This window comes from Vallitalea okinawensis (assembly GCF_002964605.1).
GTDB lineage: Bacteria > Bacillota > Clostridia > Lachnospirales > PQDH01 > Vallitalea_A > Vallitalea_A okinawensis.
Genome location: NZ_PQDH01000032.1, coordinates 1 through 13861, shown reverse-complemented (window position 1 = coordinate 13861; position 13861 = coordinate 1). Strand labels below are relative to the sequence as shown.

14 protein-coding genes are annotated in these 13861 nt (G+C 33.6%); all 14 read right to left on the bottom strand.

All coding sequences use genetic code 11. The features are described from left to right. Nucleotides 1–1117: 1117 nt before the first annotated feature. The 14 genes from C1Y58_RS25790 to C1Y58_RS25730 all read right to left on the bottom strand — a co-directional run bounded on the left by C1Y58_RS25790 (nt 1118) and on the right by C1Y58_RS25730 (nt 13521). Complete coding sequence (locus tag C1Y58_RS25790) at nt 1118–1561, bottom strand: GRAM domain-containing protein (protein ID WP_157950295.1); 444 nt, start codon at nt 1559–1561, stop codon at nt 1118–1120. Nucleotides 1562–1939: 378 nt separating this feature from the next. Beyond that, nucleotides 1940–2536: a hypothetical protein gene (locus C1Y58_RS25785; RefSeq protein ID WP_105620033.1), complete on the bottom strand. Its 597-nt coding sequence runs from the start codon at nt 2534–2536 to the stop codon at nt 1940–1942. Beyond that, entirely contained in the window at nt 2533–2781 is a 249-nt protein-coding gene (locus tag C1Y58_RS25780; RefSeq protein ID WP_105620032.1) for a hypothetical protein, read from the bottom strand. The genes C1Y58_RS25785 and C1Y58_RS25780 overlap by 4 nt, the downstream gene beginning before the upstream one ends. A 216-nt stretch (nt 2782–2997) precedes the next feature. Then, on the bottom strand, nt 2998–3147 hold the full coding sequence (locus C1Y58_RS27315; RefSeq protein ID WP_408646614.1) for a hypothetical protein: 150 nt from the start codon (nt 3145–3147) through the stop codon (nt 2998–3000). Nucleotides 3148–3259: 112 nt separating this feature from the next. Further along, on the bottom strand, nt 3260–3706 hold the full coding sequence (locus C1Y58_RS25775) for a hypothetical protein (protein WP_105620031.1): 447 nt from the start codon (nt 3704–3706) through the stop codon (nt 3260–3262). Nucleotides 3707–3970: 264 nt separating this feature from the next. Beyond that, entirely contained in the window at nt 3971–4630 is a 660-nt protein-coding gene (locus C1Y58_RS25770) for a CPBP family intramembrane glutamic endopeptidase (RefSeq protein ID WP_105620030.1), read from the bottom strand. Between the two features lie 289 nt (nt 4631–4919). Beyond that, entirely contained in the window at nt 4920–5906 is a 987-nt protein-coding gene (locus C1Y58_RS25765; protein ID WP_105620029.1) for a hypothetical protein, read from the bottom strand. Between the two features lie 348 nt (nt 5907–6254). Further along, nucleotides 6255–7112, bottom strand: a complete 858-nt coding sequence (locus tag C1Y58_RS25760) for a hypothetical protein (protein ID WP_105620028.1) — start codon at nt 7110–7112, stop codon at nt 6255–6257. Nucleotides 7113–7407: 295 nt separating this feature from the next. Then, a complete protein-coding gene (locus C1Y58_RS25755) occupies nt 7408–7998 on the bottom strand; it encodes a hypothetical protein (protein ID WP_105620027.1) in 591 nt (196 codons plus the stop codon). 268 nt (nt 7999–8266) lie between these two features. Next, nucleotides 8267–9043: a hypothetical protein gene (locus C1Y58_RS25750; protein WP_105620026.1), complete on the bottom strand. Its 777-nt coding sequence runs from the start codon at nt 9041–9043 to the stop codon at nt 8267–8269. 1088 nt (nt 9044–10131) lie between these two features. Continuing rightward, on the bottom strand, nt 10132–10704 hold the full coding sequence (locus tag C1Y58_RS25745) for a hypothetical protein (RefSeq protein ID WP_105620025.1): 573 nt from the start codon (nt 10702–10704) through the stop codon (nt 10132–10134). 203 nt (nt 10705–10907) lie between these two features. Then, entirely contained in the window at nt 10908–11693 is a 786-nt protein-coding gene (locus C1Y58_RS25740) for a nucleotidyltransferase domain-containing protein (protein ID WP_105620024.1), read from the bottom strand. Nucleotides 11694–12019: 326 nt separating this feature from the next. After that, nucleotides 12020–12637 (bottom strand): hypothetical protein, encoded by a 618-nt coding sequence (locus C1Y58_RS25735; RefSeq protein WP_105620023.1) that lies wholly within the window; start codon nt 12635–12637, stop codon nt 12020–12022. A gap of 335 nt (nt 12638–12972) precedes the next feature. Next, nucleotides 12973–13521, bottom strand: a complete 549-nt coding sequence (locus tag C1Y58_RS25730; protein ID WP_105620022.1) for a ribonuclease FAU-1 family protein — start codon at nt 13519–13521, stop codon at nt 12973–12975. Nucleotides 13522–13861 lie beyond the last annotated feature (340 nt).

Genomic DNA, 13861 nt, shown 5'->3' with positions numbered 1-13861 from the left:
TCCTTTCTATAGACTGCCTATATTAATTAGACCCACAAAACTAGCTCTGAAATGATGGGGTAATGTCTGATAACGTTCATGTGTTTGCGACATCATTGAATTTACAAGGTCTGCTCATGGCTACGAGGCTCAGAGCGCCTAATGTAGTCCTGATTTGTTAATGAAAAGATGTGGGTGAGCTTGTCCCAAAAGGAATACTCACGAACCCCTTGCGCAAACACTTTGTTATGTGACTGATTTCATCTTAGCCGAAATGCGTAAGTTATACTTAGCTCCTAGTAAACAGATAGTTTAGCGAAGCAAAGAAATTGAAATCTATTAACTATTAATAAAGTAAAGCTATTGATCAAGTACTTCTGATTATCATATACTTAAGTCAATAGCGTTCATCTATTTTTAATACATTAGTCGATAGAAATTCTTCGTTTTCAATTTCGTCTGTTTAGTTATGAATGATTACATAACCACAATAGATAATTTCAAATAATTTAGGCGTGCGTTGAATTCTTAACTTGCCGTCCGTATGTTTCATTTTCCTATTGTAAGAACGATCAACACCCTCAACTTAGTGGCACTTTTTGTTATAGCAATTAGCTAGTGACTCGTTACACTTATTACAAATTATACTTGATATGTAGGTATGTTGTAAATAGTAGCAATTAAAAGTCAATAGCGTTCTTTACTTGAAAGAATACATTAGTCATTATTGAATATTAAGATTAAATGCCACCATCTACTAATTTAAGTCGTTCTATGCTTCAAGCGAGTGATCTCTGATATACATAGAGATACTATCTTAAAGAAATATTTGGTCGAAACATATGTATAATTTTTATTGCATTATTTAGTCTATATATCAAGTTAAGAATTCAGATGAAATCTGTTCTTATAACGTTCTGGATTTGCGACGTTTCTCAACCTTAGAGCGAAGGTGCTCATGCCCTTGTAAGGGGCTAATGTACCTAGTGCTCCGACGGACTTAGGTTGAGGAATGTGTGAGGGCATCTCCCTATAGGCATTATGACCTTTGCCCGAACCTTGCGTAAATCTATTGTTATGTGATGTAAAAACCGGATCTAGTGAAAAATGTATCTTTTCTCCATCTTCCCACTGTGTCTTAAACGCTTTTAGCTTGTTCTTCAAGAAATCGTATCCACGTATCTCGATTATTGACAACAAATTGATGAATATCAGTATCTCTTGTTGCAATAGTAAATCCATTTGGAATTAGTTTCAGAGTTCGTTTTGGTTTAATCTCAATAATATCTTTTATTGGGACAGTTAGTGTATGACATTGTATATTTGCCTTATGAGATTCAAATATTAACCTATCCTCTGTAAGAATCAGCCAACCTCCGACCGACTCCTTTCCAATAAAATGATTTGCCCCGCCACTTATTAAAATTTTCTGTACGTCACATATGCTTTTTTCCTTCTCCTTAAACTTTCGTGTTAAGAATAGTGTTATTAAAAACATTGAACCACCGAACATTGTACCAGTAATTAGTACTACCACTATACTGTAATAAAGATCTCCCTGTAGCAATGGTTTTATAGCCATAAATACTCCAAAAAAAAGACCTGCTAATAAAGAGTTCTTAATATGATTTTTCATATTCATCACCTACTCATAAAATTTGTAATATTAATGTCTTATATATAATTAGGTTTTTCTGTCACATAACGTTTTCGTGTTTACGACGTTTCACGCTGTTACAGGTAGTGCTCCAACCTTAGATAACTCCTATCTTAGGGTGGAGTGCTGCCGACTTGGTTAAGCGGGGAATGTATGAGCGCCGACCTATAAGGATTACTCCCTGGCAAACCCTTGAGGCTTTTGCTCTTAGACCCATGCGCGAATGAATGTAAACACATTGTTAAGTGACGTAAAACTACGCCCGATTTTGATACACCTTGACCACAACAAATAAATACACATTTAGGATAAGAAATTATTTATGTATTCTAAACCATCATTTAGTAATTTAATAGCTACTCTATTCCCTGATGATATCTCTATTAATTCTTCAATACCTAATCCTAACTCATTAACTAATTTATCGTCTAATCTAATACTACTACAACATCCATATGTGTCAAAAGACCTCATTGCGCTTTCCAAAAATTCGTAGATATATTGACTCCCCGTGGCTGATAATAATTTTTCACCTAGCATAAATAAAAATCCACTTGCGCCCCAAGCCTCTTCATCATGTTTTGATTGCTCACAAAATAAATCCTTCAACAATAATGGGTTTGTGTTATCATCACAGTGTAATATGTAATATATAGAAACTTTACTCCGATACTCCGCATTTGCATCTATAAAATCTTTAGAATGCTTATTATTCCAATCAAACCTTATTGATGTGAAATTACTAGATGAGTATGCAACTATAAAGTCATTAATAGTCTTCATTTCAGATTGATTATAATAAGTAAATTCAATCTCTTTTAGCATCTTGAATGTATCTTCTCTATATTTTGTTTTTATCTCATCCAACAAATCATTCATCCCCTCAAATATCAATATCACTCATACAGTTTCTCCATGAAAATAATCTCAGCACACCTTCTCCAAACATTATTTGGTTTCTCATAGTATTTAAGTCCATTAATAGACGCTTGTCCCCATTCTGCTGAACATTCCAAAAAGACATCAATGCTGTTACTACACCATTCTTGGTATTTGTTACTATACTCAATTGATAAGCATCGAAGAAAATCTAGAAACGATTCTTCATCTATTACTTTTTCAAGCTTTTTCTTTAATTCACCCAATTTATCACCTCATATCATTACAAAGTAGTTTTATTTCACTTAACGTTTCATGTTTGCGACGTCTTCGAACTGGACCCCATAGAAATACCGTCTTGGCGGTGCACGCACCCAGTGAGAAGGTGTGGGTGTATAATCCCCAAAAACTTTCCCTAGTAACCCTTTACGCAAACATCTTGTTATACGATGCCCCACACCCCAACACTCTAAGACCTTCTATTACTTCTTAATCAAAATCTTTTCAGCTATTTTATAACACTCCTCATATTTACGACGAAAAACTGAATCACTAAAACTCTTTATAAACACATTTTGAATTCCTTGTGCTAGTTCGTTACAGCTTGAAGTCTTCATAGCAATATTATAAATTTTATCTATTTCAGAATGTTATTCATTATCTGGTGCATGTGGAAATAAGTTGATCAGATCCCATTCATTTATTACTTCTACAATTTTTTGCTTCATTTGTATCCCCCATTTATTAATTACAAGAGTAATAATATTGTCCAATGCCTAACCGTATACAATCTTCAAATTCATCTGGCTTGTTTCCTGAATATATTGATTGAATTATCATGGTTTTGTCATATACTTCTTTAAAACTAAATTCAAATCCATGACCATTCCATTCCTCTCCAATTATTCTCACTTGTACTATTTCTTTGTCAAGAAAAATTTCATAGGGCTTAAATTTTTTTATATTTCTACCATTTGATTTTCCCTTATAATCAATATAAGATATTTCACAAATCCCTAGAATTTCAGAACCCATTAATCCACATATCTCATAAACATAATGGTCAAAAACTAAATAAGCAATATTATATTCTGGTTCAACTATATGAACTAAAACATCTCTAAGGATTTTCCCTTCAATCATATCTATTTTTTCTTTCTGTTGTTTTATGCCCTTTGAATAATCACTCATAGCAATCCTCACTTTCTATCACTAGAACTTGAAAGGGGTTTCGTATAACGTTCCGGATTTGCGACGTTTCTCAACCTTAGAGCGAAAGTGCTCATGCCCTGCAAAGGGCTAATGCATCGAGTGTTCAGACGGACTTAGGTTGAGGAATGTGTGAGGGCATTTTCCCATTAGGGTTTATGACCTTCGCCCGAACTGTGTGCAAATGTATTGTTATACGATATTAATATAATCAGCTACAAAGTTTATCAGAATGCTTACATCTCATTAACTATACCAATTATCATAGATTAGACCTGTGAATGCAAAAAAGTTGGTTACTATATGTGCTAATGTCACTGTACCAATAGACCTCGTTCTATATGAAACTATCCCCCATAATAGCCCCATAAATAAGGCTCCACCAACTAATGCTGGTAATCCTCCATGATATATTATTCCCTTTGCAAAAAATAAGCCAATATGCCAAGCACCAAAAAACATTGAAGGATATATGTATGCCAGAGTAAAATTATTACCAAATATTTTTAGATAGTTTCCACGCCAGAACAACTCCTCTATAGTACCATTAACCAATGCAAAAAGAAGTGCAATGCCTAAAACATGAAATTCAACCTTCAGGAATAGACCATAAAATATAATACAAAATGTTGCTATACAAGGTATAAATGCCGCAATGTGATATATCAATCTCTTTATATCAAAGTTATTTACATGTCCCTGATAAATTCTTTTTAATTCTTCGGTGCTTCCAATGATATACAAGCAAGTCGGTAAACAAAATGCAAACCAATAAACACAAAATCCCAACATAAATCCAATGGTTCTCCCATATCTCTCTGTTGCTAACCGAAATATGCATATCATTGACACAGATAAAATTGGTGGAACCAAAAGTAAAACCTTCTTTTTATCTAAAGTGATCATTCTCAGCCTCTCCCCTTACTATATACTTTTAATTATTCCAATCTATAGAATGTATTTGAGGACCTATTAACTATACTCTGAAATGATTATGTTAATGTTGTATAACGTTCCGGATTTGCGACGTTTCTCAACCTTAGAGCGAAGGTGCTCATGCCCTGGCAAGGGCTAATGTGCTGAGTGTTCCGACGGACTTAGGTTGAGGAATGTGTGAGGGCATGTCCCGTGAGGTTTATGACCCTAGCCCGAACCTTGCGTAAATCCTTTGTTAGGAGAAGTAAACTTCTCACTTTTAAAGCCACATTACCATATCACTAGGATTGTATTCTGCCCCAAGATATGGAGAATTCTCCTTAACCTGAAAACAATCTATAATTTCATCATGAATAACTACTGACTCAGCATCAGGATTTTTAATTATTATTTTATGTGGAAACTTATCCACTGTCCCATAATCAAAACAGTTCATTTTACCATCAACTAAGTTTCGTCCAGCTGCATCCTCCACAAAGTTTGTCATTGGTCTATCCAAAAATATATAATCAACATATTTAAATTCTATACGTTTATCATCTTTTCTAGCAAATGACCCTTCTAATAAAAGACCTGATGGTTCTGTCAATAGAGCTCCTATTGGTTCATTTATATAATCATCCCATAATATAAATAGTATACTAATGAAATTGGCATGCTCCTTCTTGAATCCTTCAAACTTACTATCCGCTGACTGCAAAAAACTTTTAACGGGGTTATCCCTTGGTAAAGTTACTTGGTCAGTACCGCTAATTTTTTTAGCAGTCTCAAGCATTCCTGGCATTCTTCCAATCAATTGAAACGAATTTTCCTTCCTTTTGTTTATGTGGTTTACTAATGAGGGTACTTTTACTTCAATACCATACTTATAACCTTTTAAATTGATAATAAACTCTGGATTCTTATTACTTGTCATTGATGTTGGTTCATTTTCAAAGCTAATATCCTCAATACCAGAGAAATATATTACAGCTTGTTTCAATACATATATCTCTCCACATATTTGAATCAATTGTTCATAATGGCCTATGTCTTTCTCTCTATTATTGTAACTTTCTATCCTCTTAACCATCTGTATTGCGTATCCATCTATCTTACTATCAATAATTAGCAAAGCATCTACCAGTGCATTACTAAACCTTGTATATCGCTTAGTAATTCCAAACCCAAAATTATAACCAAACCAATGCCAATTTTCTATTATCTTTGATTTATTAATTATGTCACATAACTGCTCTCTATTCATAACAACGCTCCTTATCATTTTGACCCTATATTTATTCCCCGATATGAGAATGTTTATGTCTCCTAACGTTCCGTGTTAACGACGTTCCTCAACCTTAGAGCGAAGGTGCTCATGCCCTGCAAAGGGCTAATGTGCCGAGTGTCGCGACGCGCTTAGGTTGAGGAATGTGTGAGGGCGTGACCAATAAGGAATACCTCTAGGCTAACCCTTGAGGTTTTTCGACCTTGCACGAGCCTTGTGGAAACATTTTGTTAGATGATGTAGGGACAATTACAATTCTTCTCTATATACACAATAGAAACAGAATATTAATCAGCTTGATTATATATTTCATGCATGGAATTTATCCTATCGTATTCTCTGAGTGATTGCTGAAACTTTATTATCTACGAATGTGAAATATATACGACGAACATCAGCACTCGTTTTGCAAGTAAACCATTCATCCTCATTCATATCTCCAATATCACCATAAACTTGTCTAACTTCTTCTTTTGAAGCTCCTATTGTTATACCATTCTCTGTCATATAATTATGAGAGGTGATAGTATAAACGATAAACCTTTCATCAACTTCAAATATTATACCATCTAAATCAAATACTGTGGTTTCTTCTACCTTCTGGGCTTCATCAAACTCTTTTTCTCCAAGTATCTCACCTAAGGTATCAAAGCGAATAACTTTTCCAACCTTAAATACCTTTTTCTCTATAGGTCTCCCCTTAATAACAATATTATCAACATGATTATATCCATTATCATTGCTTAGATTGTAGTAATCGCTAAGAAGCTGAGTTGGTATATATAATTGCTCGTCTACTCTAAATGCACTATAATCTTTATAGTTCCACAGAGGCTCCCCATCTAAATGCAAATCCTCTACACTTATTCTCTTGATATCAACATTAGCTTCTTGTTCAGTTTCTTTAGCCTTTTGTTCTTGTTCTGAAATTTTAAGTTCATATTCTAGTTTTTCTTCCTTTATAGATTCTAGTTCATTTCTCAAAGCAATATTTTTACTAACTAGTTCTTGATTCGACGCCCTCAACAATTCTACCTCATTACTAAGTTCTTGAATTTTTAATGCTTGAGTATTATCTATATCGTTGCCTGTCTCCTGTATTATGAATCTATTACATGCAGTGAATAAAAATAGTACTATAAGAATATATAGTATTTTCCCCTTCTTCTGTATTGAACATATCATTTTATTGCCCACTCCATTCATATACTTTGTCAAACATATCTACTTATAAAATTCATGAGCTTTTCTCTCCATAGAAACACTCCGATATAATTGTGCCTATATCATCTAACGTTCCGGGATTTGCGACGTTTCTCAACCTTAGAGCGAAGGTGCTCATGCCCTGATAAGGGCTAATGTGCCGAGTGTTCCGACGGACTTAGGTTGAGGAATGTGTAAGGGCATCTCCCTAGAAGCTTTATGACCCTTGCCCGAACCTTGTGCAAAACTATTGTTATATGATGTAAATAATATACTATTACTTGTTAACTTCAAGTTTCTCAAGTGTTTTCTCTAAATAATCTACAGGTAAGGGTAAATTCGCTTGATAAGCTTCCTCTAGTTCTTTTATAACTTCTTCAGTTTTATTATCCAATGAATAAAAATCACTAAACCAAATATAATGAGCCCAATCAAGTAACCTTTTTGGTGAAGATATTTTATATTTTATAAATAAGATTAGATCATCATACTCTAGTATAATAGGATTTCTGTAAAAAAACTCTGCAAAAGAATCATTCATGTAATCATCTAAAATATCACTTTGAATTAGGCCCTGCTTAAAATTAATCAGTAATTTTCTAGCATTTCTTAGTTCATGTTCTTCATAACTCTTTTTTTTAGCTTTTCTTAAACTTCTTATTCCACCTATAAAATAGATGCAATTAAATAGTGATAGAAAAATAAGTATATATAGAAGATCTAACTCCTCAACTAAATAGATTACTATTAATGCACATACTATGATTAAAATATAAAAAGAAACAGTTACTATTAATCTAGTTATTCCTTCTTTTCTTAATTCTTCATAGCCTTTATCATAAGTCTTATAATAACTACTTGAATTCACTTTCCCCCTCCTTACAAGAGCTCGAATAGCTAAGAAATATTATTTATGTCATATAACGTTCTGTGTTGCCGACGTTTCTCAACCTTACATGCCACGCATGTGGCTAATGTGACGAGTGGTGCGACGCACTTAGGTTGAGGAATGTGTGAGGGCTTGACCCAATAGGAATACCTCTTGGCAAACCCATGAGGCCTTTTGACCCTGCCCGAGCCTTGCGATAACACATTGTTAAGTGAAGTTTTCATAACACACCTAACTAATTCTTCATCTATTCAGCCTTTATCTCTAATATTTCTACTAATTCAGCAGTATTCATTAATTCTGATTCATGATATCCCAAATGCTGATAGTTTTTGAAAACAGCTATAGCTGGTAAGTGGTATTCTCCTCCATTAACACCTACTTGGAATAGCTTATTATGTAGTTCATCACCTAAAAGCTCCTTAACTAAATCATCATTAATAACTCCACAAGAATCATAATACTTCTGCTCTTTCACAAAATAAAATGGAGTATAATCTGATTCCTCATCAGTAATGAAAATTAAATTGGTATAACCAAAGTCATTTATTACGAAAAAACCTTCCATAATAAAATATCCGCTAAATAAGACACGAGAATACTTATCGTCCAGCTCAACTTCTTCAACAGTTAAACCAGAAAATTTCATCCCTTCTTTTAATTCACTTTCTGAGTATCGTACTTCTGAAGCATCATAAATTTGCTTTTCTTTTTGAGCTAGTAATAACTCTACCTTTGATGTCTGAAGTTGTACATCTAAAAGGTTAATTTTTTCTTTTGATAGCTTAACTTCTTCCTCTAATTCCTCATTTTTATCTTGAGTATTTTTTAATTGAAGTTCATAATTAGTATTTTTAGTGCTAATTTCATTAATAACAGCATTTTTATTCTCGAGTTCAGCTTTCAAACTTTCTTTTTCTATAGTGATGTTATCTATCTCTGATTGATAATCTATTTTGGAACAACCTGTTACCATAAGTGCTATCATTAAAATAATTATTATCTTTTCTTTACTTCTAAACATTTGATAACTCCTTCATATTATAATTCTCAATCAAATAATAAGACCCAAAAGAGATACTCTGATATGTTATGATAATTTCACTTAACGTTCATGTGTTTGCGACATCATTGAATTTACAAGGTCTGCTCATGGCTGCGAGGCTCCGAGCGCCTAATGCTGACCTGACTTGGTTAATGAAACGATGTGGGTGAGCTTGGCCCAAAAGGAATACTCACGAACCCCTTGCGCAAACATTTTGTTATGTGATGGATTTCATCTTAGCCCAAATGCGTAGGTTATACTTAATTCCTTGTAAACAGATAGTTTAGCGAAGCAAAGAAATCTAAATCTATTAACTATTAATAAAGTAAGAGCTATTGATCAAGTACTTCTCATAATAATATACTTAAGTCAATAGCGTTCATCAGTTTTATATTATATTGGTCGATGGTACTACTTCATTTTCAATTTCGTCTGTTTAGTTATAAATTATTACGCAACCTCCAATAATAAATTCAAACGATTCAGGCGTGTGTTGAATTCTTAACTTGTCGTCCGTACGTTATGTTTTCCTATTGTAAGAACGATCAACACTCTCGCCTTGGTGGCATTTTTAGTCAAAGCAATTAGCTATTGTCTCGTTACACTTATTACAAATTATACTTGATATGTAGGTATGTTGTAAATAGCAGTAATTAAAAGTTAATAGCGTTCTTTACTTGAAAGTAAGCTTTGGACATTATTATGAATATTAAGATTGAAAAGCCACCACTTTCATTAAAGTCGTTCTATGCTTCAGGCGAGTGATCTCTGATGTGAAAAGATATACTATCTCAATGATATAGTTTGTCGTAGTAATAGATAGAAATTTTATTGAATTATCTTAGTCTAGATATTAAGTTAAGAATTCAGATGAAATCTGCTCATATAACGTTCCGGATTTGCGACGTTTCTCAACCTTAGAGCGAAGGTGCTCATGCCCTGCTAAGGGCTAATGTGCCGAGTGGTCCGACGGACTTAGGTTGAGGAATGTGTAAGGGCATTGCTCATTAGGCTTTATGACCTACGCCCGAACCTTTGCGCAAATATTTTGTTATCAGATCGTTTCACTACTCCTTTTCAAATGCTCCTTTTATAACGTAAACGTAATCATTTTTTAGTACGTTACTCAAATCATTCTCTACAAATGCAGCATCACTAAATGGCTCAAAGCTAACTCCCTTATTAATAACCCTAATACCTAAAATGAAAGCCCTGTCATCGATAACTTGAATTTTCTGTTCATTTGCTATGGTAGTCCATATGGAATCAACTGTATTGATTTCTGAGCTGGTACTACTACTTCCGTTAATTGTTACTATTAGATTATCTTTATTACTTCTAAAACTGCATATTATCTGTTCTTCATCTTCTACTTGCCATCTCACCCCGAGCAAATTGTCAGTGACGAGTTCTTCTTTCTCATAATATTCAACCCAAACCCTAATATACTTATACTCTATTGGGATATTATTGTAGTTAAACCTCATAACCTCATGAGGGTGAGTACCAACCTTTTGCAACAACTTCTTTTCTTTTTCTTCTAATTGGAAAACTTCTATAGACCCACCTTCTGTTTGTCTACATCCACTTAGCACTATTAACATTAAACACGATACTAAAATAACTAATATTCTCTTCATTTTCATAGCCCTCCATTTCTTGCAAAGCTATTCTCATATTGAAATGTCTGATAACGTTTCGTGTTTGCGACGTCCGCCAACCTTTTAGAAGGAGGTGCTCATGCCTGATTAAGAGCTAATGCACCGACTGTACCTTTAGGTCTTAGGTAGCGGATGTTGTAAACACATTGTTAGCTGATGTCGGACTGTATATACATTATCTACTATATATCACAAATAGGAGTATTCCCATTTAACCAGTTTAATTCGCTATCACTTACAAACTGACTTGTCCAACTACCTTGGTTTACATTCCAATCAGCAAAATTAATAATACATTCATAAAATCTATCTATACTCTGTTTATCCTTTTTTGATAAAACATTATTAATAATTTCCATAATATCTTCAGGTTTTTTATCAGCTTTTTCAACACGTTTAATAAACCATTTGTGATACGGATATAATATCTCATTATATGCAAGTATTAATCTTCCTCCAAATAACACCAAATTAGAAATTGAATGATTTAAAAGGTATTCATTATTATGTTTAATTGCTTCTTCACTGTACCACTTCCATCCTTGCAATTGAGCAAAAAATCTTTTAATATTTTCTTCTTTCTTCTGAACAGGATATCGTGTAATCTTTTCTAGTAATTCTATCAATCCTTTAATTTTAGAGTATAAAATAACTGCGCCATCAAAAGCATACCTTGCAGGCTCACTTCCTATCATTGCAACATTTTCCATAAAATCAACGCTTATATATTTACCATCAATATATCCTTCTTCATATGTACAACATTCATTTTCCCAATAAGTTAATTCTTTCATTTCAGTTCTTTTTTTATAATCTTTCTCTGATACTATAATCATAATATCTACATCAGATTTCGAAGTCTCAAATCCATGAGCAATAGAACCCGTTAATAATATGCCTAATACTTCGTCTTGTACTTTTAATTTCTCCAAAATATTTTTCATGGTTTCTTTATGATGTTGATACATAATAAATTCCCCTCTTCATTAATTTATTTTTAACACCTGCAAATTTTCAAGTAGACGATTTCAGCTAACGTTTCGTGTTGCCGACGTTTCTCAACCCTAGAGTGAAGGTGCTCATGCCACGAATGTGGCTAATGTGCCGAGTGGTCCGACGGACTTAGGTTGAGGAATGTGTGAGGGCTTGACCTATGAGGAATGCACCTTGGCTAACCCATGAGGATTTTTGACCTCGCCCGAACCTTGTGGCAATATATTGTTATAAGATGTTGGCTATCCAACCCCAAAAACACATCTTAAAACTTCTCTATTTATGTAAATTAATATAGTTCTCACATATTACTTTCTTTCGATATTTCACGAGGCCAAGGATGCTTTTCAATAATATGAATCTTACGAAATAGAAAACCTTCAAATATTGCTGCAATTAGCTGACAAGGTATAACTAGAGTTATAAAAAGAACACCCCAATCTCTAACTGCTAAATAAATATTCCCATTACCCCAAATGCTAAGCCCGATATTTATTCCACCCACTGCTGCTATAATAAACGCAGCTACCTCAAGTATAATATTGGGAACTGTTAACCAATTTTTTCGTTCAGGAAATCTTTTTAAAACCAGATTAGTTAGAAAACCTATTAGAATATAATGAATAAATGGAAATACAACAAAAATACCTCCAATGGATGACCAAATCAATGCTCCACCAAATAGATTAATACCAAAAATAATTATTATTACCCTAAGGACACCATAGGATTTTAACATGTTCTTGTGCACTATAGTAATAAAGACATCACGTTTACTATCAAGTTTATTACCCCACTTAAGGGCTTTTTCTTTGTTAATTCTAAAGATGATCTCTCCTAAAACCAAACCAGTAAAAAACATCAAAGATAAAACTAATAACATAAGTTTATTACTAGACAATAACTCTACAGTGTTCATCTATTTCACTCCCAAAATATATTTTAATTATGTTGCTACCTTGATGTACAGTAATAGATTATTTCTCGGAGACAATGACCAGTAAGAATTACTCTGAAATGGATAGCCAATGTTTTATAACGTTTCCGTGTTTCCGACGTTTCTCAACCTTAGAGGTGTTCGCTCATGCCCTGGTAAGGGCTAATGCGGACGCCGTCCCGACGGGCTTAGGTTGAGGAATGTATGAGGGCTGACCCAAAAGAAATACTTCTTCGGCAACCCCAAAAGGAATACCACGCCCGATTGAACGGAAAAATTTTGTTATACGAAGTAAAATGCGACCCATCTACAATTTATTAATCATTGTCTTTTTTATATTCAAGTAAACAGTTCATATAAATATTCCAATGATTAACAATATAGCTTTCTCCGTTTTTTAACTCTTTCATAATTTTTTTAGCTTCTACATATGCCAAATCATAATCAGACTTAGAGATAATATTATTAACTAGAGCTTCTTCTAAATCATCTTCATCTATAAGTAGAGTTACTTGAGATGGTAAATGCACAACATCTAAGTATAAATCATCAAAAAAAACTCTACCATCTTCAACTCCACTTCCTTTTATTATATCAAAATACCATTGTATTGCTTTATTGTTTTTATCAAGCATTACTGTCATTGCATAATTAGCGTTTTCAGGTAAAAACTGTAACCATTTAATCCCTTTATCAGCTAAAACCAGATCATCACCATTTACATTTATTATTAAAGGCTCTTTCACCTCGTCGATAGATAACAAAGAAATATATCCACTGTAATTTCTTTCATCAATAAATTTTTCTACATATCTTCTACGTAAAACTCTATTCCAATCATATCGATCTAAATATTTTCTTTTCATTAAAATGGCTCCTTAAATTACACTTCTAGTTACTTATAAGTTTATATCATAAAATTTATTTACCCATTTAATCTGCTACCTATTTAGTGCTATTCACACCAAATCATAGCATTTTCTTTCGTATAACTTTTTCATGTTCACGACGTTTCTCAACCTTAGAAGGAGTCGCTAATGGCACGAATGTGACTGATGCGCCGACTGTCCCTACAGGCTTAGGTTGAGGAATGTGTGGAGGGCGATGACCCTAGAGGAATACCTTGCCCGGAACGAATGTGAACATGTTGTTAGGCGATGTAAAAACATGGCCACCTAGATTATTCTTTTCCTATATATTTCATAA

Coding starts and splice junctions, on each gene's coding strand:
- C1Y58_RS25790 (WP_157950295.1), bottom strand. CDS start 1,561: ATGGCTATAAAACCATTGCTACAGGGAGATCTTTATTACAGTATAGTG.
- C1Y58_RS25740 (WP_105620024.1), bottom strand. CDS start 11,693: ATGTATCAACATCATAAAGAAACCATGAAAAATATTTTGGAGAAATTA.
- C1Y58_RS25750 (WP_105620026.1), bottom strand. CDS start 9,043: ATGTTTAGAAGTAAAGAAAAGATAATAATTATTTTAATGATAGCACTT.
- C1Y58_RS25775 (WP_105620031.1), bottom strand. CDS start 3,706: ATGAGTGATTATTCAAAGGGCATAAAACAACAGAAAGAAAAAATAGAT.
- C1Y58_RS25745 (WP_105620025.1), bottom strand. CDS start 10,704: ATGAAGAGAATATTAGTTATTTTAGTATCGTGTTTAATGTTAATAGTG.
- C1Y58_RS25735 (WP_105620023.1), bottom strand. CDS start 12,637: ATGAACACTGTAGAGTTATTGTCTAGTAATAAACTTATGTTATTAGTT.
- C1Y58_RS25730 (WP_105620022.1), bottom strand. CDS start 13,521: ATGAAAAGAAAATATTTAGATCGATATGATTGGAATAGAGTTTTACGT.
- C1Y58_RS25765 (WP_105620029.1), bottom strand. CDS start 5,906: ATGAATAGAGAGCAGTTATGTGACATAATTAATAAATCAAAGATAATA.
- C1Y58_RS25760 (WP_105620028.1), bottom strand. CDS start 7,112: ATGATATGTTCAATACAGAAGAAGGGGAAAATACTATATATTCTTATA.
- C1Y58_RS25770 (WP_105620030.1), bottom strand. CDS start 4,630: ATGATCACTTTAGATAAAAAGAAGGTTTTACTTTTGGTTCCACCAATT.